Source organism: Brachybacterium sp. p3-SID957, from assembly GCF_025144775.1.
Classification (GTDB): Bacteria; Actinomycetota; Actinomycetes; order Actinomycetales; family Dermabacteraceae; genus Brachybacterium; species Brachybacterium epidermidis.
Genome location: NZ_JALXKT010000049.1, coordinates 1 through 24085, shown reverse-complemented (window position 1 = coordinate 24085; position 24085 = coordinate 1). Strand labels below are relative to the sequence as shown.

Below are 24085 nucleotides of genomic sequence, written 5' to 3'. Positions count from 1 at the left end.
CGCCCGGGGGGGGGGGTCCTCTCGTACCCGGTGCCTTGCCTGCGCTCCGATCCCGAGCAGGTGCCCGGGCCGGCCGCTCAGATCTGGAGCAGGTGCTCTGCCCGGCCCTCGTACTCGATCCACTCACCACCGGTGGACTCCCGAGGGTGGCGCGTGCCCGTCTCGGTGAAGCCGAGGCGCGCGTAGAGCCGACGCGCGGCATGCCCGGCATCATCGACCTCGAGCAGCAGATGCGGCCGTCCCAGCTCCAGGGCGAGCTCGGCGGCGGCGCGGAACAGGGCACGGGAGGCACCGCTGCCGCGCGCCTCCGGCCGCACCCACAGGGAGACCAGGATCGCCTGGTCCTTCCCGATCACGTGCTCGGGGGTGTAGCCCTGAGGCAGCACGGCGAGGCTGCCCATGACCTGGTCGCCGCACCGCGCCTGCAGGTGGATGCGGGGGCCGCGCAGCTCCTCGCGCCACTGCTCCGGGGTGCGGTCCTGCACCTCGGCGAGCTGCGCCCAGAAGGCGCGCGGCGAATCGACGAGCATGTCCAGGCGCAGATCACGGTGGGACCGCCAGTCCTCCTCGCCGACCCGCACAACTCGCACATCGCCAGCGGTGTCACGCTCAGTCGAGGTAGTCGCGCAGCACCTGCGAGCGCGAGGGGTGGCGCAGCTTGGACATGGTCTTGGACTCGATCTGGCGGATCCGCTCCCGGGTCACGCCGTAGACCTTGCCGATCTCGTCCAGGGTCTTGGGCTGGCCGTCCTCGAGGCCGAAGCGCATGGAGACCACGCCTGCCTCCCGTTCGGACAGGGTGTCCAGCACCGAGTGCAGCTGCTCCTGCAGCAGGGTGAAGCTCACCGCGTCAGCCGGGACGACGGCCTCGGAGTCCTCGATGAGGTCGCCGAACTCGCTGTCGCCGTCCTCGCCCAGCGGGGTGTGCAGGGAGATCGGCTCGCGGCCGTACTTCTGGACCTCGACGACCTTCTCGGGGGTCATGTCGAGCTCCTTGGCGAGCTCCTCCGGGGTGGGTTCCCGGCCCAGGTCCTGCAGCATCTGCCGCTGCACACGGGCCAGCTTGTTGATGACCTCGACCATGTGCACGGGGATGCGGATGGTGCGGGCCTGGTCCGCCATGGCGCGGGTGATGGCCTGGCGGATCCACCACGTGGCGTAGGTGGAGAACTTGTAGCCCTTGGTGTAGTCGAACTTCTCGACGGCGCGGATCAGGCCCAGGTTGCCCTCCTGGATCAGGTCCAGGAACAGCATGCCGCGGCCGGTGTAGCGCTTGGCCAGGGACACCACCAGGCGCAGGTTCGCCTCCAGCAGGTGGTCCTTGGCGGCGCGGCCGTCCTCGGCGATGATCGTCATCTCACGGCCGGCCTTCGTGAGGCGGCCGTCCTTGCCCGTGAGGGACTCGTCGTTCTTCAGCTTCTGCTCCGCGTAGAGCCCCGCCTCGATGCGCTCGGCCAGCTCCACCTCCTGCGCGGCGTTCAGCAGCGCGACCTTGCCGATCTGCTTGAGGTAGTCCTTGACCGGATCGGCCGTGGCGCCGGCGGTGACGACCTGCTGGGCCGGGGAGTCGTCCTCCGCAGCGGAGAACACGAAACCGCCGGACTCCTCGACCGACTCGTCACCGGAGGCCGCGTCCTTCTCGGCCTCGGCGTCCTCGCCCTCGGTGGCCGGCTCCTCGCCCTCGATCTTCTCCTCGTCCTTGTCCTCCTTGGCCGCGGCCGTCTTCTTCCTGGCGGCGGTCCGGGACTTGGCGGCGGCCCTCGTGGCCGGGGCCTCGGTCTCTGCGGGGACGTCGGAGCCGTCCTCGGTGCCCTCGGCGACGTCGGCCGCGGCCTCCTCGGCGGCCTTCCCCTTGGCGGCCCTGGAGCTCCGACGGCTGGTGGCGGCCGGCTTCGCGGTGCCGCCGGTGGACTTCTTGGATGCCGGCTTGCGGGCACGGGTGCCCGCGGCCGCCTTCTCGGTCTCGTCGATCGGGGCGTCAGCGGTCTCAGCGGTCTTGGAGGAGGTCACAGAGTTCCTTCTTCCGATGGCGCACCCAGTGGTGCGCCGTTCAGCTCGGGCGATCAGTCGTCTCAGCGCGGCCTGCGGATGCCGCGCCCGGGCCGCGTTCCCGGATCCTGTTCCGGTTTCGCGGCGCGCAAAGGCGCGATGCCGTCAAGCCTTGGAAGTATAACGCCTCGTGATCGGCGTTATTCCCGGATGTCCGCGGCAGCTGTCGGATCGTCCTTGACCGCGAGAACCGGACAGGAGGCCCCCAGGACGACGCGACGTGCGGAGGCTCCCAGGTTGAGTTTGCCGATCGGTGACTTGCGGTGCAGCCCGATCACCACCAGCGTGGCCTCGAGCTCTTCGGAGAGATCCAGCAGGAACTCACCGACGTCCCTCGTGCCACAGCTGCGCACGGTGATCTCCGGCAGGTCGAGGCCCGTGGCGCGGCAGTCCGCGAGCACGGTCTGCTCAGAGGCGACTGCCGGGCCCGTCTCCGGATCGTTGTACAGGTGGGAGGCGACCACCAGGTCCTCGCCGACCCGCACCGCATGTCTGAGAGCGGCGTGGAGCGCCGCTCTGCCCTGACCGGACGGTGAGTACCCGACGACGATGGTCATTGTGCCCCTCCTCGCCGTGGCGCCAGGCGGCCACGGGCTGCGACGTATCGGGTCAGACTAACGGGCCAGCAGTTCGACGATCCACCGATCCAGGTGCGGGTGTGCCAGAAGGAACGCGTCATGGCCGATCGGTGAGGAGGCGCAGTGCATGACCGCCCCGTCGATGTGCTGGGCGGTCTCGGCGACGAGTGGTCGGGGGAACAGCCGGTCCGTCGTGATCGCGACCACCAGGGTGCGGGCACGCACCCGGCCGAGCGCCTTCGCCAGTCCCCCGCGGCCCCTGCCCACGTCGTGTGCGTTCATGGAGCGCACGAGGGTCAGATAGGAGTTCGCATCGAAGCGTCGTGCCAGCTTGGTCGCGTGATGGTCCAGGTAGCTGGTGACCTGATGGCGGCCGTCGCCGTGCAGGGGGTCCTCCTCCCCCTGGGCGCGGTTCGCGAAGCGTGCTTCCAGCTCCTCGGCGGTGCGGTAGGTGGTGTGGGCGATGCGGCGTGCGATCCCGAGGCCACGATGGGGGCCTTCACCCGGGCCCAGGTGGTAGTAGTCCCCGCCGTGGAAGCCGGGGTCAGCTTCGATGGCGGCGATCTGGGCGCTGTTCCAGGCGATCTGGTCGGCGCTGGCCCGGGCGGCGCTGGCGATCACGGCGAGCCGCTGGACCTCCTGCGGATGGCTTACCGCCCATTCCAGTGCCCGCATCCCGCCCATGGAGCCGCCGATGACCAGCGCCCAGCGGTCGATGCCCAGCTGGTCGCGCAGAGCGCGCTCGGCCGAGACCTGGTCCCGCACGGTCACCCGGGGGAAGCGCGAGCCCCAGGGGCGACCATCGGCAGCATCTGAGCTGGGTCCGGTGCTGCCCTGGCACCCGCCCAGCACGTTCGGGGCGATGACGAAGTAGCGATCGGTGTCGATCGGGCGGCCGGGCCCGACCATCTGCTCCCACCAGCCCCCGCTGGGATGCCCTGGACCGGCCGCGCCGCGGACGTGGGAGTCACCGGTCAGCGCGTGCAGGACCAGCACCGCATTGCTGCCGTCAGCGTCGAGCTGCCCCCAGGTCTCGTACGCCATCTGCACGTCATCCAGCAGCACGCCGCTCTCCAGGCGGAGCGGGCCGACGGAGGCGAACCGCCGATCCCCGGCCCCGTGCTCGGGCCGCCAGGCCCCGCTGGCGGGGAGGGGGACTGCGGCCGCATCCGCCTGCTCGTGGGAGGGCTGCGGCCGAGTGCGAGGGGACAGGGCGCTGAGTGCGGTCATCGACGTGGGCTCCTCCCTCTGGGCTCACTCCTCCGGCCACCACGCCGGGGGAATCGGGGTGTCGATCATCGTTGCGAGCAAGGGTGCCAGAGTCGATGCCGGATCGCGCCGCAGCAGATCGTCCACCAGGTCCCCGGCGGCGGCGAAGCGGTGGTTCCACCACGACAGCAGGGTCAGCACCGCGGTGATGCCCCGCCACGCGTCCCGCGCCACCGCCGCGCTGGCGGGATCGGGCCCGTCCATCGCGCCCGCGGCCGCATCACGCAGCAGTTCGAGGCTGTGATACCAGTCCCCACCTGCGCAGACGTCTGCATCCGGTCGACGCGACGGGTCACTGGTGAGCTCCTGCAGCAGCTCCTCCCGATCGACAGATCGGCGCGAGCCCCGATCCACGCACACGGCGAGGAGCTCCCAATGGACGGCGTCCACGGCGAGCGCCGAGAGCATCGCGCAGAGCTGTTCACAGTCCGTCACGAAGCGGTCGCTCCCGGTGCCACCGGCCTGCCCGGCTGCCGCCAGCCGGGACACCGACTCCCGGGCCCGGGCGAACAGATCGGCGGCCGCGGCCGGCTCACCGCTGGCCGGGTGCAGTGCCAGCTGTGCGCCCAGGGCGCGGAGGGCCTTGCGCTCGGCTCGTCCTCGGCGGAGGTTGCGACCCTCCAGCACGGCCTCCATCGCTGCTCGGGTGCGATCGAAGGGCAGCAGCTCGTCGGCGGGCGAGACCCAGACCTCCCCGGGGGCATCACCCTCACCCGCAACGAGCAGCACCTGGCGGACGCTGCCGTCACCCAGCACCCACATCGGGTGCACGGGGAACGGATCGGGCAGCATCCGCGCAGCGACGTCCAGGACCATCGGTGCCAGGACGCCCGCCCAGTCGTCGATCTCGTGGGCATCCACCGGTTCGGTGCCGTCACCGGCGATCAGCAGGGCCAGCGCACCGGTGCATCCCCGCTCCCTCATCAGGGTGAAGTGGTTCTCGAGGTGCTCCCGGCCGGCCGGCTCGCTCATCTCGCGCACGGGTGAGCAGGTCAGGACGGGGCGGGTGCCGTGCCCGGCATGGCCCACCATCAGCAGGCAGTCACGAGGAACGGCGCCGAAGCTGAGCCGCGCGGCGGCCAGCAGCTCAGCGGGGTCATCGGTGCGGATGACCCGTGGTGACTCGGGGTAGGGCGGGGTCTCGGTCGTCATGCCTGAAGCCTCCCGAGGACCACGAACCGCGGCCACCGCCCTTGCGTTCCTGGGGACATCCGGACGATGGGGAGGAACCTGGCGCCGTAGGAGCGCCGTAGGAGCCTCGCACCCGCGGCACAGGCAGCTCGTGACAGGATCGGGGATCAGCGAAGGAAGGACCCCCATGACTGCTCCTGCCCGTTCCGGCTCCACCCCCGACCTGCACGCTCTCGACCAACGCCTGGTCCAGGAGGTGCAGGCGGTGCACCGCGCGCTGATCCGGGATCGGCGCGGGGAGCTCGGCAGGATCGCCCCGGAGGCGCTGACGCTGGTGGACTCGCTGGAGCGCTACCTTGCCGGCGGGAAGATGCTGCGGCCCCGCTTCTGCTTCTTCGGCGGGCTGGCGGCGCTGCCCGAGCCGCCCACCGACGAACAGGTCGCGGGCCTCGCCCTCAGCGGCGCCGCCATCGAACTGGTGCAGGCGGCCGCCCTCATGCACGACGACGTGATCGACCACTCCCCCACCCGTCGCGGCCGACCGGCCCTGCACGTCGAGCAGTCCGCAGCTCATCGGCACCGGTCCCTGGCCGGCTCCTCCGACGAGTTCGGGGTGGCGGTCGCGATCGTGCTCGGCGATCTCACCCTCAGCTGGGCCGAGCAGCTGTTCTCGCAGGCCCTCGACTCGAGCGAGGCCGCCGGGCGCGCCCGCGCGGAGTTCGACGCGCTGCGCACCGAGGTGATGTGCGGCCAGTACCTGGACATCCTGCACCAGGCCGGGGGGCTGGACACCGCACGGAGGACGACGGGCACCGGGCACGCCGGGGTCGATGCCGTGGCGGACCGGGAGGAATCGGGACCGGAGGCGGCGGCGCTGGAGGTGATCCGGTGGAAGACGGTCCCGTACACGGTGCTGCGCCCCGTGCGGATGGGAGCTGCGCTGATGGGGGCCGATGATCAGCTGCTGGGCCTGCTCTCCCGCTGGTCCATCGAGGTGGGGACCGCCTTCCAGCTGCGGGACGACCTGCTGAGCGTGGTCGGGGACGAGGATCAGACCGGCAAGCCCACCGGCGGGGACATCGTCGAGGGCAAGCGGACCGTGCTGCTGGCCCGCACCGTTGCGCATGCCGACGAGGACGAGCTCGCACTGCTCGAGCGCACCATCGGGAACCCTGCCGCGCACCCGGACGATGTCCGGGCCGTGCACGCACTGATGGTGGACAGCGGGGCGGTCGCCTCGGTTGCGCAGGACGTGCGGCAACGGGCCGGTGCCGCCAGGGCCCTGCTCGAGGGCACCGACGCCCTCGGGGAACTGGGACGGGCCGGCCTGCTCACCCTGGCCGCGCAGGCCACCGACACCGACTCGCTGCCGCGCTGAGCCTCGATCAGGAGGCGCGGCCCACCGGCGTCAGAAGGCCATCGCCTGGGCTCGCCGGCGCACTTCCCCGCGCTGGCCGCGCCGGAGGTGGTCGATGGGTCGACCCGGCAGGGTGTCGTCCTCGGTGAAGAGCCACCGCAGCAGCTCCTCGTCCTCGAATCCGCCGTCGCGGAGAACGGTGATGGTGCCGGCGAGGTGCGGGGCCACCTGGCCGTCGAGCAGCATGTCGGCCGGCACCGAGCGGACCACGGGGTCGCCGCGCCGCACGGCCACCAGTTCGCCGTCGTCGATCAGGCGGCGCACCTTGGACACCTCGATGTCGAGGATGCGGGCGACCTCCGGCAGGGAGAGCCATTCAGGGATCAGGTCATCGAGCTCGTTCACGCCCCCAGGGTGCCATGCCCGTGCCGCATCGTGCGCGCGGGAGCCGTCGCGCGTGCGGGAGCCGCTGTGTCCGGGTCGACTCGCGCGCGCGTGTGTCGCTGCTCCGTTACCACAGACCTGAGCCCTACAGTGACAGCGTGAGTGCGCCGACTTCCCCCGGCCTCGACCTGCTCCTGGACGGACGCTACCGGGTCGAGGACCTCATCGCGCGCGGTGGCATGGCGACCGTGCACCGCGGGCACGATCAGCGACTGGACCGCGTGGTCGCGCTGAAGATCATGCACCCCCACCTCGCGATGGACGAGGACTTCCGCCGCCGGTTCGCCCGCGAGGCCCGTGCAGCCGCGCGCCTGGCGCATCGCAACGTGGTCGGCGTCTTCGACCAGGGCGAGGACGGAGATCGCATCTACCTGGCGATGGAGCTGGTGGAGGGACAGACTCTGCGCGCCCGGCTGGGGCAGCCGGAGGGGATGAGCGTGCGCGAGACCCTCGATGTGACCGCGCAGGTGCTGGAGGCCCTGGCCGCCGCTCACGAAGCAGGGATCGTTCACCGCGACATCAAGCCCGAGAACGTGCTGATCGACCCCGAGGGCGTGGTGAAGGTGGCCGATTTCGGCCTGGCCCGCGCGGTGGGCACCGCTCAGTCCTCCGCCAGCGCCACCCTGCTGGGCACCGTCGCCTACATCAGTCCTGAGGTGGTCACCCGCGGCCACTGCGATGAGCGCAGCGATCTGTACTCCCTCGGGGTGATGGTGTTCGAGATGCTGACGGGGCTGCAGCCCTTCCGCGGTGAGCAGCCCGTGCACATCGCCTTCCAGCACGTCCACGAGGACATCCCGGCTCCCTCATCGCTGGCTACCGCGATCCCCTCCGCGCTCGACTCCCTCGTCACCTGGGCCGCCGCCCGCAACGTGCAGCAGCGCCCGGCCACGGCCGGGGACCTCCTGCGAGCGGTGCGCGAGCTGCAGCGCACGCTGCCCCCCGGGGTCCTCGACGCCCGCCCGGAGCCACGGGAGCTCGACTCCACCGGGGAGGTTCCCCGGCTGACGGTCCCGCTCACGGACGTCGTCTCCCAGATCAGCTCCGAGGCGCGCAGCTTCCCCAGCGAGATGCGCACGCAGCCGACGAGCGAGCACGGCACAGCCGGGCATCCCGCTGATCCAGAGGGCACCGATGGGGCAGTCCCTGCTGAGCCACCCGGCCCGGGCGAAGGCACAGGCCCGGAGGATCTCCCTCCGCGCGTCGTCGCCCTTCCACTGCCGCGGACCCGCCGCGGACGCCACCTGCCCCACGGCACCCGCCGACGCTCCCGCCCGGTGACCGCACTGGCCTCGCTGCTGCTGGCGGGGGCCCTGGGAGTGGGCGGCTGGGCAGGCGTGGACTGGTACGCCACCGCCGGGCCGGGCGGGGACCGCTCCGTGCCGGTGCTGGCCGGCACCCAGCTCTCCGATGCGGAGGCCGCGCTGGCCTCAGCGGATCTCTCCACCCGCACCGAGGAGCGCTTCAGCGACACCGTGCCTGCCGGGCACGTGATCAGCTCCTCCCCCTCGACCGGCACCATCGTCAAGCGCGGCACCGATGTGCAGGTGATCGTCTCCAAAGGGCAGCAGACCTTCCCGGTCCCTTCTCTGGAGGGCATGGGGGTCGAGGAAGCACGCCAGGCCGTCGAGGAGCAGGGCCTCGCGCTGGTGGAGGACGAGCCGTCCTACTCGGAGACCGTCCCCGAGGGCCACGTGATCTCTCAGTCCTCCGAGGCCGAGGCACTGCCTGCCGGTGGCGAGGTCCATGTGGTCCTCTCGCAGGGGCGCGAGCCGATCACGGTACCGGACCAGAGGGGCCGCGGCGGGTCCGATGCACGTGCCGCGCTGGAGGCCGCCGGGTTCGAGGTCTCCAGCGCCCAGGCGCACTCGGGGTCGGTGCCGAAGGGTGCCGTGATCTCCCAGGACCCGGCCTCGGGAACCCTGCACCGCGGTGACACGGTGCGGATCGTCACCTCGCTGGGGCCGGAGATGGTGACCGTACCGGACGTCTTCCGCCAGAGCGAGGCCGATGCGAAGGCCACCCTGGAGGCAGCCGGCTTCACGGTCTCCGTGCAGCACGACCGCGGCGAACCCGTGTTCGGCCTGGTCTATGAGCAGTCCGCGGCCGCCGGCAGCGAACTCGCCAAGGGCTCCACCGTCACCATCACGGTGTTCTGACGCCCCGGCCCGTCCGGGGCCGGGGCGATGCCCCCCAGGGGACAGACGGCATCAGCGACGAGCCAGCATCTCGGCGACCAGGAACGCCAGCTCGAGGGACTGCTGGTGGTTCAGGCGCGGATCCACGAGGGTCTCGTAGCGGCGCTCCAGGCCGGCCTCGTCGATCTCACCGGTGCCGCCCAGGACCTCTGTGACGTCATCGCCCGTCAGCTCCATGTGCAGACCGGCCGGGACGGTGCCGGCGGCCTCGTGCACCTCGAAGAAGCCGACCACCTCGTCGAGGATGTCCTCGAAACGCCGGGTCTTGTACCCATTGGAGGAGGTGATGGTGTTGCCGTGCATCGGATCGGTGACCCAGGCCACCTGGGCACCGGAATCCCGCACTCCCTCCACCAGGGCGGGCAGGCGGTCCCGGATCTTCCCGGCCCCCATGCGGGTGATGAACGTGAGGCGGCCGGGCTCCCGCTCGGGATCGAGCTTGTCGATCAGCCGCAGGGCGTCGTCCACCGTCGCGGTAGGGCCCAGCTTCACGCCGATGGGGTTGCGCAGACGGGACATGAAGTCCACATGGGCGCCGTCGATGTCTCGGGTGCGCTCGCCGATCCACAGGAAGTGGCCGGAGCAGCCGTAGATCTCACCGGTGCGCGAGTCGATGCGCGAGAGCGCCTCCTCGTAGTCCAGCAGCAGCGCCTCGTGGGAGGCGTAGAACTCGACCACCTTGAGCGCGTCGAAGTCCGCGCCGATCGCGGCCATGAAGCGGATCGCCTTGTCGATCTGCGCGGCCAGGCGCTCGTAGCGGTCGTACCCGGGGCCCGAGGTGAACCCCTGGTTCCAGGAGTGCACCTCGCGGAGGTCCGCGAAGCCGCCGCCGGTGAAGGCACGCAGCAGGTTCAGCGTGGTCGCGCTGGAAGTGTACATCCTCCACAGGCGGTGGGGGTCCGGGCGCCGCGCCTCCGGGGTGAAGGCGTAGTCGTTGACGGCATCGCCGCGGTAGGTGGGCAGGGTGAGACCATCGCGCGTCTCCACGTCGGAGGAGCGGGGCTTGGCGAACTGCCCGGCCATCCGGCCCATCTTCACCACCGGCACGGAGGCCCCGTAGGTGAGCACCGCGGACATCTGCAGGATGGTGCGGATCTTGTTGCGGATCCTGTCGGCCGTGGAGTCGGCGAAGGTCTCGGCACAGTCCCCGCCGGCCAGCAGGAAGGCCTCCCCACGGGCGGCCGAGGCGACCCGATCGCGCAGCACGTCCACCTCACCTGCGAACACCAGCGGGGGCGCGGAGCGCAGGGTGTCGAACACCTGCGCGCGCTCGGACTCCTCCGGCCACACCGGCTGCTGCACCCGCGGATACTCGCGCCACGCCCCGAGGGCCTCGAGACCGGCGTCGGCCGAGGACAGCGAGAAGGAATGGGCGCGGGCAGGAGCGTCGGGGCTGAAGTGTCTCACCCGGCCAGGATAGGCGGTGACGCGGGGATTCCCGGACGCGTCCAGGGTGCGGGACCCCCCGACGGGCCGACCGGATCAGGTGGGACGGTCGACCTCCGCCCGCAGGCGGCGCTTCACGTCGGAGGCGTACTCATCGACGTACTCCTGGCCCGAGAGCTCCTGGACCCGCTCCCGGATCACCTCGGTGACCGCGCGCAGCAGGCGCCCCTCCTCAAGGCCATCGAAGGCCTCGGCGAGCGCCGCCACATCGATGGGCTCCCCCATCACCACCCTCATCTGCGGGCGGCGGTGGGGGAACATCTTCCTGCCACGATGCGCCTCGAAGGTGTCCACCATCGCCACCGGCACCACCGGCGCCCCGGTCGCCAGGGCGAAGCGCGCGGTGCCGGTCTTGAACCTGTGGAGGCGTCCATCGGGGCTCCGGCTGCCCTCGGGATAGATGCCCAGCACCTTGCCCTCGCCGAGCACCGTCAGCCCGGCCTCGATCGCGGAGCGCGAGGCCGCGCCGCCGGAACGGTCCACCGGCATCACGTGCAGGCCCCGCAGCACCAGTGCGAACACCTGGTTCAGCGGTGACCCGCCCTTGAAGATGTCGGACTTGCCCAGGAAGTGCACCGCGCGGGAGACCTGCAACGGCATCACCACGGTGTCCGCGTAGGAGACATGGTTGGAGGCGAGGATCACCGGGCCCTTCCGCGGGATCCGCTCCTCGCCGGTGATGGTGGGATTCCAGATCAGCCTGACCAGGATCCCGACGACCACTTTGGCGAAGGCGTAGAACACGAGCTCTCCTGGGGTGCGCTGTGACAGCGCTGGACGGTGATGTGCCTGGGCGGCGCTAGTGCGACCATGGAGTCATGGAGTTCAGCGAACTGTCCCGCCCATGGCGCGCGCGAGGTCACTCTAACCTGCGCGGCGCGCTGCTCCTCTGCCACGGCTTCACGGGCTCGCCGCAGTCCATGCGGCCCTGGGGCGAGGATCACGCCGGGCGCGGGTGGGAGGTGGAGCTGCCGCTGCTGCCCGGTCACGCCACCGACTGGCGGGAGCTGGCGCGGACCCGGTGGCAGGACTGGTACGGACATGTCCGTGGCGTCGCCGAGGAGCTCTCCGCCGAGCACGGCCCCATCGCCGTGGGCGGTCTGAGCATGGGCGGCGCCCTCTCACTGCTGCTGGCCGCAGATCCCGGTCTGCGCGGCCGCATCGCCGCGCTGGTGCTGGTGAATCCGGGACTGAGCCTGCCGCCCGTGGCAGCGCTGTCCGGCCTGATCGCCCCGTTCGTGCCCACGCTGCCGGGGATCGCCTCGGACATCGCCGCCCCGGGGGTGAGCGAGGAGGGGTACGACAGGCTCCCGGTGCGGGCCGTGGGCGAGCTGCGGGGACTGTTCTCCCAGGTCCGGCGCTCCTTGGACGCGGTCGACGTCCCGGTGCTGCTGGCCACCTCGCGGGAGGACCACACCGTGCCCGCACGGGACAGCCGCGCGATCGCCGCGGGCGTACGAGGCCCGGTGGAGCGGCTCCCCCTGCTGCGCAGCCACCACGTGGCCACTCTGGACCACGACGCCCCTCTGCTGTTCGACACCTCGGCACGATTCCTGGACCAGCACGTGCCCGAGCCGAAGGGACGGCCGGTATGAGCGGCGGCCCGCAGGACTCCCGCAGCGAGGATCCGCGCGACGTCGATCTGGAGTTCGCCCGCCTTCTCGAGGCCGAAGGCGTGCTGCTGCCGCCCGGGCAGGCACCGCGGGAGCCGGCGGCCCGCGGTGAGGACCGGCACCACCCCCACAGCCCCGACTCCCCCTCCGAGCCGCCCACCGAGGAGGACCGCGCCAAGGCCAGGGCTGCGCACCCCTCCCGCGGTCGAGGTCCCAGGCCGCCACGCGAGCTGGAGGACGAGGAGGACATCGACGCGCTCGCCCCGGACGCCTGGATGGGCGACTTCGTCCCTCCGGACCCGGACCTGCCGGAGCCGACACCACGCGCCCTGTGGTCCTGGACCGCCCTCATCGGTGGGCTCGCGGCCCTGCTGGTGGTGGCGGTGGTGCCGGCCCTGCCCCCATGGATCGGAGGGCTCGGTGGCCTGGTGGCCCTCGGCGGGGTGATCGCCCTGCTGCTGCGCGCGCCGACGCACCGCGAGGGCGACGGCGTCCAGGTCTAGCAGCTGCGGACCGAGCCCGCCTCGCCCGAGGCACCCCGGGAGGGCACAGGCGGGTCAGCGGGCGAGGTCGGCCGCCCCCACGATCCCGGCTCGATTGCCCATCAGGGCCTGCTCGAACGGCGCGACGGTACGGTGCATCCGCGCGGTCAGGTTCGCCGCATAGGCCTCGCGGGCGGGGTCCAGCAGCAGGTCGCCCGCTGCGCTCACACCACCTCCGACGACGATCACCTCGGGATCCAGCAGCGCCGCGATCGAGGCCAGCCCCTCGCCCAGCCAGCCGCCGATCTCGGCGATCAGCTCCCGGGCACCGGGGTCCCCCTGCTGGGCCAGCCGGGTGATCAGGGGGCCGTCGATCTCCTTCTTCGCCCCGCCGGCCGCCTGCACGAGCGGCCCCATGAGCGGGTCACCGGTGGCGGCGCGCCGCTTCGCGGTGCGCACCAGGGCGGTGCCGGCCGTGTACTGCTCGAGGCAGCCGCGGCGACCGCAGCCGCACCACTGTCCCTGCGGCACGGCCGTCATGTGCGCGATCTCCCCGGCGAAGCCCCCACTGCCCCGCACCAGCTGCCCGTTCATGACGATCGCCCCGCCCAGGCCGGTCCCCACGGTGACCATCAGCATGTTCTCGGCCGCGGTGGCCGCACCGAAGCGGAACTCCGCCCAGCCGGCGGCGTTGGCGTCGTTCTCCACCACCACCGGGAGCGAGACCAGGCGCTCGAGCTCCTCGGCCAGGTTCCGGTGCCTCCACGCCAGGTTGGCGGCGAACACGACGGTGCGACGATCCGCCCCGACGAAACCGGCAGCCCCCACGCCGATGCCCACCACATCGTGCTCGGAGCGCAGCTCGGCCACCGCATCAGCGACTCCGGCCTCGATCAGCTCGGGGTCGGTGGCGGGGGTGCTGCGAGTGGTGGCGGCGATGATGGTGCCGTCCTCGTCCACGACGCCCGCCGCGATCTTGGTGCCGCCGATGTCCACTCCGATGGAGAGCATGAATCCTCTTCCCCGACGCGCCGCGTCCCGGCACGTCCGATCCGTGTTGTCGGGGTCCATCGTAGGACGCACTGACGTAGACTTCCCCAGACCCCACCAGCGCTTCCGGGCGGGTGCCCGGCGCCCAGGAGCCGCGTCCGATCCGGATCGAAGGAGATTCGATGAAGCAGTTCGGCACCGCCGCCCAGCACACCAGCCGTGAGGACGAGAACACCACCGACCTTCTGCTCGGTCGACTGCAGTCCGATCCACGCACCCCGATCTTCGAACTCGCCGACGGCTCCGGCACCTACCGCCCTCTCTCCGTCGGTGACTTCGTGGCGGAGGTCAAGGCGGTGGCCAAGGGCCTGATCGCCTCCGGCGTCGGCTCCGGTGACGTGGTCGCGATCATGTCGCGCACCCGCTACGAGTGGGTGCTGGTGGACTGGGCGGTCTGGTTCGCCGGCGGCGTCAGCGTCCCCATCTACGAGACCTCCTCCCCCAGCCAGATCCAGTGGATCGCCTCGGATGCAGGGGCCCGCTTCGCCGTGGTGGAGGCCAGGCGCCACTGCGAGGACATGGAGTCCGTGCGCGGTGAGCTGCCCGCCCTGGAGCGCATCGGCGTGCTCGAGGACGGCATCATCGAGGAGCTCAAGCAGCGCGGGAAGGACGTCAGCGACGACGAGCTGGAGGCGCGCCGCACCTCCCGGCGCCTGGAGGACGTCGCGACCATCATCTACACCTCGGGCACCACCGGTCGCCCCAAGGGCGCCGAGCTCACCCACGCGAACTTCGTGGACACCGCCCGCAGCGCGCTGAACCTGCTGGGCGAGCACGTGCTGCCCCCCGGTTCACGAATGCTGATGTTCCTGCCGATCGCGCACGTGTTCGCTCGCCTGCTCGTGGTGGTGGCCGCCTCCTGGCCGGTCACCACTGCCTTCACCCCGGACACCAAGAACCTGATGGAGGACCTGGCGAAGTTCAAGCCCACCTTCCTGCTCGCGGTCCCCCGCGTGTTCGAGAAGGTCTACAACAGCGCCGAGGCCAAGGCCATCGCCGGCGGCAAGGGCAAGATCTTCTCCGCCGGTGCCGATACGGCCATCGCCTATTCCAAGGCCCTCTCCGCCGGGAAGGTCCCGCTGACCCTCAAGCTCAAGCACGCCGCTTTCGACAAGCTGCTGTACGCCAAGCTGCGCGGCGCCATGGGCGGGGACGTCTCCTGGGCCGTCTCGGGAGGAGCCCCGCTCGGGGCGCGTCTGGCGCACTTCTTCCGCGGCATCGGGGTGACCGTGCTGGAGGGCTACGGGCTCACCGAGACCACCGCCCCGGTGTGCGTGAACCTGCCGTGGTCGGTCAAGCCCGGCACCGTGGGCCCGCCCCTGCCCGGTTCCACCGTGGCGATCGACGACGACGGTGAGATCCTGGTCAAGGGCGTGATGGTCTTCAAGGGCTACCACAACAACCCCGAGGGGACCGCGGAGGCCATGCGTGACGGCTGGTTCCGCACCGGTGACATCGGTTCCCTGGACGAGGACGGCTCACTGACCATCACCGGCCGCTCCAAGGAGGTCATCGTCACCGCGGGCGGCAAGAACGTCTCCCCCGCCCAGCTGGAGGACCAGCTGCGCTCCCACCCGCTGGTCAGCCAGTGCGTGGTGATCGGCGACCAGAAGCCCTTCGTCGCCGCGATCCTCACCCTGGACCCGGAGATGCTGCCCACCTGGCTGAAGAACAACGGCCTGCCGGAGATGAGCATCGAGGAGGCCGGTCGCAACGAGAAGGTGCGCGCCGAGCTGCAGCAGGTGGTGGACAAGGCCAACCAGTCGGTCTCGCGAGCGGAGTCGATCCGCACCTTCGAGATCATCGACACGGACTTCACCGAGGAGAACGGGTACCTCACCCCCTCGATGAAGCTCAAGCGCAATGTGGTGGTCAAGGACTTCGCCGATGTGATCGAGAAGATCTACTCCGGGCCCAAGCCCTCGAACTGAGCAGCGCCGCTTCGCCGCTGTCGCGCGAGGCCCCGCCACCCGTCCTCGGGTGTCGGGGCCTCGTCGTAGTCTGCAGGACATGTCCACCCGCCGTCCGCCGCGCCAGCAGCTGAGCTTCGACGATCTGGGCACCCCGCTGGCGGAGGCCACCTTGGTGGTGGTGGACCTGGAGACCACCGGGACGAACCCCACCGAGGACGCCATCACGGAGATCGGCGCGGTGAAGGTGCGCGGCGGCGAGGTGCTCGGTGAGTTCCGCACCTTCGTGGATCCGCAGCGACCGATCCCTGCCTACATCGCCTCGCTCACCGGCATCACGGACGCCACCGTCGCCGGCGCCCCGCACATCGGCACGGTGCTGCCAATGTTCCTGGACTTCGTGGGGGACGCGGCGCTGGTGGCGCACAACGCCCGCTTCGACATCGGCTTCCTCACAGCGCACGCCTCCCGGCACCACGTGCCCTGGCCGGGGCCGCCGGTGCTGGACACACTGGCGCTGGCGCGCACCGTGTACCGACGGGACGAGGTGCGCGACCACCGCCTGTCCACCCTGGCCGCCCACGTCGGCGCTGCCGTCCAGCCCGATCACCGGGCACTGTCCGATGCCCGCGCCACGGTGGACGTGCTGCACGCGATCATCGCCCGCCTCGGCGCCCAGGGAGCCACCACGCTGGAGGATCTGGCCTCTGCCCACAGGCGCGCCACCCCGGTCCAGCTGCGCAAGAAGCACCTGGCGGCCGCGGTGCCACCGGTGCCCGGGGTGTACGAGTTCCTGGACGCGCACGGCCAGGTGCTCTACGTGGGCACCTCCCGGAACCTGCGAAGCCGGGTGCGCACCTACTTCACCGCCGCCGAGACCCGCCGCCGGGTGCTGGACATGCTGCCCCGCGCGGAATCGATCCGCACCATCGAGTGCACCACCCCGACGGAGGCGGCGGTGCGGGAGCTGCGCATCATCGGCGCCACCAAGCCTCCGTCGAACCGCCGCGGACTCACCCCTGAGAAGGCCCTGTGGCTGCGCCTCGGCTCCGGCAGGGAGGGCCTGCGCGCGGCACGCCTGGCCCGGGACGAGGCCGACGGGTCCGCGCAGATCGGCCCGCTGGCCTCCCGTCACGACCTGGAGCCGCTCAAGGGACTGCTCACCGATGCGGTGCTCGGACGGGCCGCGAGCTTCGAGGGATCGTCCCGTGACGCCGGTCTCAGCGACCAGGGGCACAGAGCGCGGATCCGACGCGCGATGCTGGAGGATCCCGGGGAGGTGCTCGACCACGCGGCGATCCGCATGCGCACCCACGTCAACGCTGGGCGCTACGAGGACGCCGAGCGCATCCGCCAGCTCACCCTCACCTATCTCCGGGCCGCCCGTCGGGCCTCCCGGCTGAGGGCGCTGGCCGCGGTGCCGCTGCTGATCGCCGCCCGGCCCGTCACCGAGGGAGTGATCGGGGGCAGGGGGTGGGAGCTGCTCGCGGTCAGGCATGGACGGTTCTCCGGCACCACCCTGGTCCCACTGCGGGCCGATCCGCTGGCGGCGGCGCGCTCGTTGGCACTGACGGGTCTCGGGGAGGCGGAGCTGGCCGCTCCCCTGTGCCAGGGACACCACCAGGAGGCCGAGATCCTGCTGGCCTGGCTCGAGCAGGAGGCGGTGCGAACGGTGCTGGTGGAGGGCACCTGGGGGGTGCCGGCCCGCGCCCGCTTCGACCCGGAGCATCTCACCGAGCGCTTCGCCCGGACCGCCGGCGCCTCGGGGGCATAGGCTCACCGGTGAACACCCACCGGCCCAGGTCCGCAGGAGGATCCATGATCACCGCCATCGCCTCGATCATCGTCGAGTCCCACCGCATCCCCGAGGTCGCCCAGGCCATCGTCGACATCGAAGGCGTCGAGCAGGTTTACTCGGTCACCGGGGACGTGGACCTGATCGCGGTGGTGCGGGTGCGCCGCCACGAGGACCTCGCCGAAGTCATCGCCGACCGCCTCAGCAAGGTGGAGGGCGTGCTGGACACCACCACCAACATCGCGTTCAAGACCTACTCCAAGCGCGACCTGGATGCGGCCTTCGACCTGGGCCTGGACGGCTGAGAGGGGCTCAGCTCCCCTGCGACACGGCCTGCGAGGCGCGGGCCCAGCGATCCAGCAGATCGGCCGGCCGGCCCGAGTCCAGCGCCTCCTGCACCTCCGCGAAGGAATCGCAGAAGCGCTCCTCGAACCCATCCGCGGCCGGCTGGTCGATCCCGTCGTAGGCCAGCACGCCCGCGGCGGCGTTCAGCAGCACCGCGTCGCGCACCGGTCCCATGCGGCCCGCCCGCGAGCCGGCGAAGAGGTCCCGCGCCACCTGAGCGTTCTCCTCCGCGGTGCCGCCGCGCAGGGAGTCATGGTCGGCGCGCTCCACACCCAGCAGGGCCTGCGGGTCCAGCACGTGCTCGCGCACCTGCCCACCACGCACCTCCCACACGTCCGAGGGCGCGGTGACGGTGAGCTCGTCCAGGCCGTCATGACCGCGGAACACCAGGGCGCTGGTGCCGCGCGAGGCGAACACTCCGGCCACCGTGGGTGCCACCGTGGCATCGGCCACGCCCACCGCGCTGGCGCGCGGCCGAGCGGGGTTGGTGATCGGGCCCAGGATGTTCATCACGGTGGGGATGCCCAGACCCTTGCGGGCCTCAGCGGCGAAGCGCATCGACGGATGGAACACCTGGGCGAACAGGAAGGTCATCCCGATGCTGCGCACCAGCTCCTCGACCACGGGCACAGGCAGGTCCAGGCGCACGCCGAGCGCCTCGAGCACGTCGGCGGAGCCCGAGCGCGAGGTCGATGCCCGGTTGCCGTGCTTGACCACGGTGCGCCCCGTCGAGGCGATGATCATCGAGGCCATCGTCGAGATGTTCACGGTCTGGGCGAGGTCGCCGCCCGTGCCGACGATGTCGATCGCACGCTCAGGGGCATCGACCGGGCGGGCATGGGATGTCATCGCATCGGCCAGAGCCCCCAGCTCGGTGCTGGTCACGCCCTTGGCCTGGAGCGCCACCAGGAAGCCGGCCAGCTGCACGGGCGAGGAGTCACCGCTCATGACCTCGTCCATCGCCCAGGTCGCCTCGGCGTGCGTGAGCTCCTCGCCCCGCACGAGGCGCGCGGTGATACGGGACCAGCTCGGGGTGCTCTCGTGGTTCATGGCCCGATCATCCCACCGTCGCGGTCAGGCGCGGCGGCCGGGATCACGGATCGGTCACGACGCTCACACAGGGCCACCACCTGCACAGCAGTCGCGTGTCCAGGTTCGTGACGCGACGTCAGGGGAGCTATGCTGACATGGTTCGCCCGGGCTCCATGCCCCGCGGTGGGTCCGGAGGTCGTGAACCGGTCCCGCTGAATCTGACGACACGACATAATGGTGACGTGACTACTGCGACCCTGACTGAGCGCCCCGCCCCCGCCGCTCCGGCGGTGGGCCGCCCCAACCCGACCCAGATCGGGACGTTCGTCTGGCTCGCCAGCGAGCTGATGTTCTTCGGCGGCCTCTTCGCGATGTACTTCACGCTCCGGTCGATGGTGCCGGACGTCTTCGCCGCCGGGCAGGCCAACTTCACCCACGGCTTCGCCCTGCTGAACACCTCGATCCTGGTCGCCAGCTCCGTCACCTGCCAGATCGGCGTGTACATGGCCGAGGGCCGCCTGCCCAGCGGCCGGGTCTTCGAGCCCCGCAAGCGCCGCACCGGCTCGATCTTCAACATTGCCGGCTGGGGAATGATCGAGTGGTTCACCCTCACCTACATCATGGGCGCGATCTTCGTCTCCGGTCAGGCCTTCGAGTACGCAGAGCTGGTCCACCACGGCGTGACCATCTCGTCCTCCCCGTTCGGCTCGGTGTTCTACCTCGCCACCGGCTTCCACGGCATCCACGTCATCGGTGGGCTGATCGCCTTCCTGCTGGTGCTGGCGCGCGCCTTCGCGGCTCAGCGATTCACCCAGCACGAGCAGGTCTCCGCGATCTGCGTGTCCTACTACTGGCACTTCGTGGACGTGGTGTGGATCGTCCTGTTCGCGATCGTCTACCTGATCGACCCGATCATGTCGCGCATGCCCGGCCACGCCATCCCGGTCGACTTCAACTGGTCGATCTTCTGATCGAGCACCCGCTGCTCCCCGGTACGTCCCCCGTCCCCGCCCGACCCCTCCACGAATCGAGGTCCGAACCGTGAAGGCACTCGCCGCACGTCGCCATCACCCGATGGCATTGCTCGTGATACTGCTGCTGGCGCTGGTTGCCACGGGTGGGCTCTATGCCGCCTTCCAGCCGCGCGTCGCGCAGGCCGAGTCCTACTCGCAGGAGGACATCGCTGCGGGTGAGGCCCTGTTCCTGGCGAACTGCGCCACCTGCCACGGTCGCAATGCCGAGGGCCAGACGGATCCCGACGGTCAGACTGTCGGCCCCTCGCTGATCGGCGTGGGTGCCGCCGCTGTGGACTTCCAGGTGGGAACCGGTCGCATGCCGATGCAGCGCTCCGGTGCGCAGGCGGCCCGCAAGCCCCCGCAGATGAACGAGGAGCAGACCCGCCAGCTCGCCGCCTACGTGGCCTCCCTGGCCCCCGGCCCGAGCGTCCCGGCCGAGGAGTACCTCTCCGGCGGCGATCCGGTCAACGGCGGCGAGATCTTCCGCATCAACTGCGCCATGTGCCACAACGCGGCCGGTGCCGGTGGCGCCCTGACCCGCGGCAAGTACGCCCCGCCCGTGCTGGGCCTGGAGCCCAAGCACGTGTACGAGGCCATGGAGACCGGCCCGCAGAACATGCCGGTGTTCAACGACAACAACCTCACCCCCGAGGACAAGCGCGACGTGATCGCCTACCTCGATCAGCTCGAGGAGGTCGGCTCCCCCGGCGGCATCTCCCTGGGCTCACTCGGTCCGGTGACCGAGGGCCTGTACGCATGGACCATCATCCTCACCCTCCTGACCGGCTGTGCCGTGTGGCTGGGGGCGAAGGCGAAGTGAGCTCGCACGTGAACGACAACATCGACGGAACCCGCCCCGCCCGCGGTGTCAGCGCCATCGCACCCCGCGAGGGCGGCGGGTTCCCCAACCCCGGCCTGCCCCCGCACGAGCACCGCCGCGCCGATGTCGACCCCAAGGCCGAGAAGCGCGCCGAACGCATCGTCGCGGGCATGTTCCTGCTGTCCGTGCTGGGAACCGTGCTGTTCGTGGCCGCGTACTTCCTGGTGACCCCCCACCACCGGAACATCTTCGCCGAGTCCGGCAGCTGGGAGGCCCTGTGGTGGTCGAACCTGCTGATCGGCCTGGGCCTGGCCATCGCCGTGTTCTTCATCGGTGCCGCTGCCGTGCACTGGGCCAAGACCCTGATGCCCGATGACGAGGTGGTCGAGGAGCGGCACCCGATCCGCAGCACCGACGAGTCCCGCGACGCCGCGGTGGGCATCATCCGCGATGGCCTGGACGAGTCCGGTATCGGCCGCCGTCCGCTGATCGTCACCTCGATGGTGGCGGCGCTGGCGGCCCTGCCGATCGCTGTGCTCGCCCCGCTGTCCACCCTGGGTCCGATGCCGGGAAACAAGCTGCACCACACCTTCTGGAAGTCGGGGATGCGCTTGGCCCGGGACCACGACGGCACCCCCATCAAGGCCTCGGACGTCGCGATGAACTCGATCATCCACGTGATGCCGGAGGACCTCACCTCCGAGACCCCGCACTTCCTGGAGGAGCGCGCCAAGGCGGCCACGGTCATCGTGCGCATCGACCCGAAGCTCGGCAAGAACGAGGAGAGCCTGGCGAACGGGTACGAGGGCATTCTCGCCTTCTCCAAGATCTGCACCCACGTGGGATGCCCGGTGGCGCTGTACGAGCAGCAGACGCACCACATGCTGTGCCCCTGCCACCAGTCCACCTTCGACGTCACCGACGCCGCCAAGGTCATCTTCGGCCCGGCCCACCGGCCGCTCCCCCAGCTCCCGATCGAGGTCGATGCCGAGGGCTACCTGGTGGCCCGCGGCGACTTCCCCGAGCCGATCGGTCCCAGTTTCTGGGACATCCACAAGGACAAGTGATCACGTGTCGACCACGACTCCCGCATCCCAGAAGCAGGCCCCGAAGCAGGGGCGCGCGATGAAGCTCGGTGCCGTCGGCGGTGACTGGCTGGACCAGCGCGTCTCCGGCGGCGGTTTCATCAAGTTCTTCGCCCGGAAGATCTTCCCCGACCACTGGTCGTTCATGTTCGGCGAGGTGGCTCTGTACAGCTTCGTCATCCTGCTGATCACCGGCACCTTCCTGACCATGTTCTTCGACCCCTCCATGGAGGAGGTTATCTACAACGGCCCGTACGAGGCGCTGCAGGGCGCGCACATGTCCCGCGCCTTCGAGTCCACGCTGGAGATCTCCTTCGAGGTCACCGGTGGTCTGCTGTTCCGGCAGATGCACCACTGGGCGGCCCTGGTGTTCATGGTCGCGATCTACGTGCACATGTTCCGCGTGTTCTTCACCGGGGCCTTCCGCAAGCCGCGTGAGCTGAACTGGCTGATCGGCTTCACCCTGATGATCCTCGGGATGGTGGCCGGGTTCTCCGGCTACTCCCTCCCGGATGACGTCTTGTCCGGGAACGGCCTGCGCATCGCGGACGGCCTGGCGAAGTCGATGCCGGTGGTGGGCACCTACATCTCGTTCCTGCTGTTCGGAGGCGAGTTCCCCGGGACCGACATCATCCCGCGCCTGTACACCATCCACATCCTGCTGGTGCCCGCAGCCATCCTGGGACTGATCGCGATCCACTTGGTGCTGCTGGTGCTGCACAAGCACACCCAGTACCCCGGCCCGGGGCGCTCCGACCGCAACGTGGTGGGCTTCCCGCTGTTCCCGGTGTACACCGCGAAGGCCGGGGGCTTCTTCTTCCTGGTGTTCGGCGTTATCGCCCTGATCTCCGCCACCACCAGCATCAACGCTGTGTGGGTGTACGGACCGTACGATCCGTCCCCTGTCTCAGCCGGTTCGCAGCCCGACTGGTACATGCTGTTCACCGACGGTGGCCTGCGCCTGATCCCGGGTTGGGAGTCGACGATCTTCGGCTACGTGTTCTCCTGGAACATGCTGATCCCGATGATGTTCTACGGCGCGATGCTGGGCTTCCTGGCCCTGTACCCGTTCATCGAGGCATGGGTGACCGGTGATGACCGGGAGCACCACCTGCTGGACCTGCCGTACAACACCCCGGTGCGCACCGGCCTCGGCGTCGCCTGGATCACCGTTTACATCGTGCTCGTGCTCGCCGCGGCGAACGACCTGCTGGCGATCGCGTTGGACCTGTCGATCAACGACCTCACGTGGCTGTACCGGATCCTGTTCTTCGTGGCCCCGGTGCTCGCGTTCTGGATCACAAAGCGCCTGTGCCTGTCACTCCAGCGTCAGGCCCACCAGAAGGCGCTGCACGGCGTGGAGACCTCCCGCATCGTGCGCACCGAGACCGGCGACATGATCGAGATCCACGAGCCGCTGAACGAGTACGACCGCTGGGTCCTGGTCCAGCACGACGACTACCGTCCGCTCAAGGCCGGCAACGGCGTCTCATCGCTCCGCGCTGCGGCGACATCGTTCTTCTTCAAGGACAGCATTACCCCGGCCAGCCCCGCCGAGCTGCGGGAGGCCCTGGAGCACGCCGGCCACGAGAAGCACACGATCGATCAGCTCACTGGCGGCGACTACCGCACCCCTGCGGAGAAGGCCGTCCACTGAGTCGCTGATCCGCGGAAGGCACACCTGCCCCCGCGCGCTGAGCGCAGAAGGGCCCCGGAGCAGTCTCCGGGGCCCTTCTGCTGTGCCAAGAACGGGTGAGTGCGGGGACCGCCGCTCTCGAGGCGTCAGCGCGGACACGGCACTGCCCCTCAGTGCGGGCTGCCTCACTCCAGGAGCGGGCTTCGTGCACGACCCCGCCTCGTGGGCCGACCGGCGGCGGCATCGACGAGATAGCGGGCAGGGACCACCCCCAGGCGCCGATCGGCGCGACGCAGTGCGCGGATGGCGCGCAGAGGATGAGCGGAGGGGTCGACGCCCTTGTCCATCAGCACACCGCGCGCCCAGTCCACGGCATGCGCGATCACGTCATCCCCCGCGAACAGTGCCTTGATCTCCTGCTCCGCGCGTGCCGCGGGATCTGCTGCTCCGCCGATCATCATCTGTGGCCTCCTGGGGGCGCCCTGGGCCCGGATCTCCCACCGGGCGATCAGTCCACACGCTAGCAGGAGCACGCATGGCCATGGCGGCCCCGCAGGCGGTGCGGGCGGCCCCACAGGCGGTGCGGGCGGGGCCCAGCAGGCGGTTGCGGGAGGGGCCCCGTATACGCGGCGCGGGCGGCCCGCAGGCGGTGCGAGGGGGGGCCGCGCGGTCGGGGCACCCGTGCTGCCCCCGGGCTCACGACGTCGGGTCTGCCCCCGTCCTGGGACTGCAGGGGCGGGTTCACAACCCGGTCACGCGACGGCGGTTCTGCAGATCACCTGCGGCGAGGCTGTGGCCGGCCGTTGATGGCCGCGAGTGCATCGAGGTG

Annotated in this window: 22 protein-coding genes; 11 read left to right on the top strand and 11 right to left on the bottom strand. The window is 70.7% G+C overall.

Annotation, left to right across the window (positions count from 1 at the left end):
• Positions 1 to 77: 77 nt before the first annotated feature.
• From M3B01_RS10745 to M3B01_RS10725, 5 genes are all read right to left on the bottom strand, one after another.
• Positions 78 to 590 (bottom strand): GNAT family N-acetyltransferase, encoded by a 513-nt coding sequence (locus M3B01_RS10745; protein ID WP_259792011.1) that lies wholly within the window; start codon positions 588 to 590, stop codon positions 78 to 80.
• A 19-nt stretch (positions 591 to 609) separates the two neighbouring features.
• Positions 610 to 2067, bottom strand: a complete 1458-nt coding sequence (locus M3B01_RS10740; protein WP_396123359.1) for an RNA polymerase sigma factor — start codon at positions 2065 to 2067, stop codon at positions 610 to 612.
• A 122-nt stretch (positions 2068 to 2189) separates the two neighbouring features.
• A complete protein-coding gene (locus M3B01_RS10735) occupies positions 2190 to 2606 on the bottom strand; it encodes a universal stress protein (protein ID WP_259792010.1) in 417 nt (138 codons plus the stop codon).
• A 57-nt stretch (positions 2607 to 2663) separates the two neighbouring features.
• Positions 2664 to 3857: a homoserine O-acetyltransferase gene (locus M3B01_RS10730; protein WP_259792008.1), complete on the bottom strand. Its 1194-nt coding sequence runs from the start codon at positions 3855 to 3857 to the stop codon at positions 2664 to 2666.
• 24 nt (positions 3858 to 3881) lie between these two features.
• Positions 3882 to 5048, bottom strand: coding sequence for a hypothetical protein (locus M3B01_RS10725; protein WP_259792006.1), 1167 nt, complete (start codon positions 5046 to 5048; stop codon positions 3882 to 3884).
• Positions 5049 to 5214: 166 nt separating this feature from the next.
• Between M3B01_RS10725 and M3B01_RS10720 the strand changes: the two genes are divergently transcribed.
• Entirely contained in the window at positions 5215 to 6405 is a 1191-nt protein-coding gene (locus tag M3B01_RS10720; RefSeq protein ID WP_259792004.1) for a polyprenyl synthetase family protein, read from the top strand.
• Between the two features lie 30 nt (positions 6406 to 6435).
• Here the strand turns inward: M3B01_RS10720 and M3B01_RS10715 are convergent, their stop codons facing one another.
• Positions 6436 to 6789, bottom strand: a complete 354-nt coding sequence (locus M3B01_RS10715; RefSeq protein ID WP_259792002.1) for an Rv2175c family DNA-binding protein — start codon at positions 6787 to 6789, stop codon at positions 6436 to 6438.
• Between the two features lie 137 nt (positions 6790 to 6926).
• Between M3B01_RS10715 and pknB the strand changes: the two genes are divergently transcribed.
• A complete protein-coding gene (gene pknB, locus M3B01_RS10710) occupies positions 6927 to 8987 on the top strand; it encodes a Stk1 family PASTA domain-containing Ser/Thr kinase (protein ID WP_259792001.1) in 2061 nt (686 codons plus the stop codon).
• A 51-nt stretch (positions 8988 to 9038) separates the two neighbouring features.
• Here pknB and M3B01_RS10705 read toward each other — a convergent pair whose 3' ends face one another.
• A complete protein-coding gene (locus tag M3B01_RS10705) occupies positions 9039 to 10433 on the bottom strand; it encodes a class II 3-deoxy-7-phosphoheptulonate synthase (RefSeq protein ID WP_259791999.1) in 1395 nt (464 codons plus the stop codon).
• A gap of 75 nt (positions 10434 to 10508) precedes the next feature.
• The gene (locus M3B01_RS10700) at positions 10509 to 11216 is read right to left on the bottom strand and encodes a 1-acyl-sn-glycerol-3-phosphate acyltransferase (protein WP_259791997.1); all 708 of its coding nucleotides are present in this window, start codon (positions 11214 to 11216) and stop codon (positions 10509 to 10511) included.
• Positions 11217 to 11290: 74 nt separating this feature from the next.
• On the opposite strand from M3B01_RS10700, the gene M3B01_RS10695 reads away from it, so the two are divergent.
• Positions 11291 to 12067 carry a carboxylesterase gene (locus tag M3B01_RS10695; protein ID WP_259791995.1) on the top strand — a complete coding sequence of 259 codons (777 nt, stop codon included), beginning with the start codon at positions 11291 to 11293 and terminating at the stop codon, positions 12065 to 12067.
• Entirely contained in the window at positions 12064 to 12588 is a 525-nt protein-coding gene (locus M3B01_RS10690; protein WP_259791994.1) for a hypothetical protein, read from the top strand. The genes M3B01_RS10695 and M3B01_RS10690 overlap by 4 nt, the downstream gene beginning before the upstream one ends.
• A 54-nt stretch (positions 12589 to 12642) precedes the next feature.
• On the opposite strand, the gene M3B01_RS10685 is transcribed toward M3B01_RS10690, so the two are convergent.
• A complete protein-coding gene (locus M3B01_RS10685) occupies positions 12643 to 13578 on the bottom strand; it encodes an ROK family glucokinase (protein ID WP_259791992.1) in 936 nt (311 codons plus the stop codon).
• A 161-nt stretch (positions 13579 to 13739) separates the two neighbouring features.
• On the opposite strand from M3B01_RS10685, the gene M3B01_RS10680 reads away from it, so the two are divergent.
• The 3 genes from M3B01_RS10680 to M3B01_RS10670 all read left to right on the top strand — a co-directional run bounded on the left by M3B01_RS10680 (position 13740) and on the right by M3B01_RS10670 (position 17627).
• On the top strand, positions 13740 to 15548 hold the full coding sequence (locus tag M3B01_RS10680; protein WP_259791990.1) for a long-chain fatty acid--CoA ligase: 1809 nt from the start codon (positions 13740 to 13742) through the stop codon (positions 15546 to 15548).
• Between the two features lie 79 nt (positions 15549 to 15627).
• Positions 15628 to 17301, top strand: coding sequence for a DEDD exonuclease domain-containing protein (locus tag M3B01_RS10675; protein WP_259791988.1), 1674 nt, complete (start codon positions 15628 to 15630; stop codon positions 17299 to 17301).
• A gap of 44 nt (positions 17302 to 17345) precedes the next feature.
• Positions 17346 to 17627, top strand: a complete 282-nt coding sequence (locus M3B01_RS10670; RefSeq protein ID WP_259791986.1) for an Lrp/AsnC family transcriptional regulator — start codon at positions 17346 to 17348, stop codon at positions 17625 to 17627.
• A 7-nt stretch (positions 17628 to 17634) separates the two neighbouring features.
• Here M3B01_RS10670 and trpD read toward each other — a convergent pair whose 3' ends face one another.
• On the bottom strand, positions 17635 to 18717 hold the full coding sequence (trpD, locus tag M3B01_RS10665; protein WP_193866224.1) for an anthranilate phosphoribosyltransferase: 1083 nt from the start codon (positions 18715 to 18717) through the stop codon (positions 17635 to 17637).
• Between the two features lie 224 nt (positions 18718 to 18941).
• Between trpD and M3B01_RS10660 the strand changes: the two genes are divergently transcribed.
• The 4 genes from M3B01_RS10660 (at position 18942) to M3B01_RS10645 (ending at position 23277) form a co-directional block, all read left to right on the top strand.
• Complete coding sequence (locus M3B01_RS10660) at positions 18942 to 19670, top strand: heme-copper oxidase subunit III (protein WP_259791984.1); 729 nt, start codon at positions 18942 to 18944, stop codon at positions 19668 to 19670.
• A gap of 70 nt (positions 19671 to 19740) precedes the next feature.
• Positions 19741 to 20535, top strand: coding sequence for a c-type cytochrome (locus tag M3B01_RS10655; protein ID WP_259791982.1), 795 nt, complete (start codon positions 19741 to 19743; stop codon positions 20533 to 20535).
• Between the two features lie 8 nt (positions 20536 to 20543).
• Positions 20544 to 21602, top strand: a complete 1059-nt coding sequence (locus M3B01_RS10650; protein ID WP_259791980.1) for a ubiquinol-cytochrome c reductase iron-sulfur subunit — start codon at positions 20544 to 20546, stop codon at positions 21600 to 21602.
• Positions 21603 to 21606: 4 nt separating this feature from the next.
• On the top strand, positions 21607 to 23277 hold the full coding sequence (locus M3B01_RS10645; protein WP_259791978.1) for a cytochrome bc complex cytochrome b subunit: 1671 nt from the start codon (positions 21607 to 21609) through the stop codon (positions 23275 to 23277).
• A 164-nt stretch (positions 23278 to 23441) separates the two neighbouring features.
• On the opposite strand, the gene M3B01_RS10640 is transcribed toward M3B01_RS10645, so the two are convergent.
• Positions 23442 to 23717 (bottom strand): hypothetical protein, encoded by a 276-nt coding sequence (locus M3B01_RS10640; protein ID WP_259791976.1) that lies wholly within the window; start codon positions 23715 to 23717, stop codon positions 23442 to 23444.
• Between the last annotated feature and the right edge of the window lie 368 nt (positions 23718 to 24085).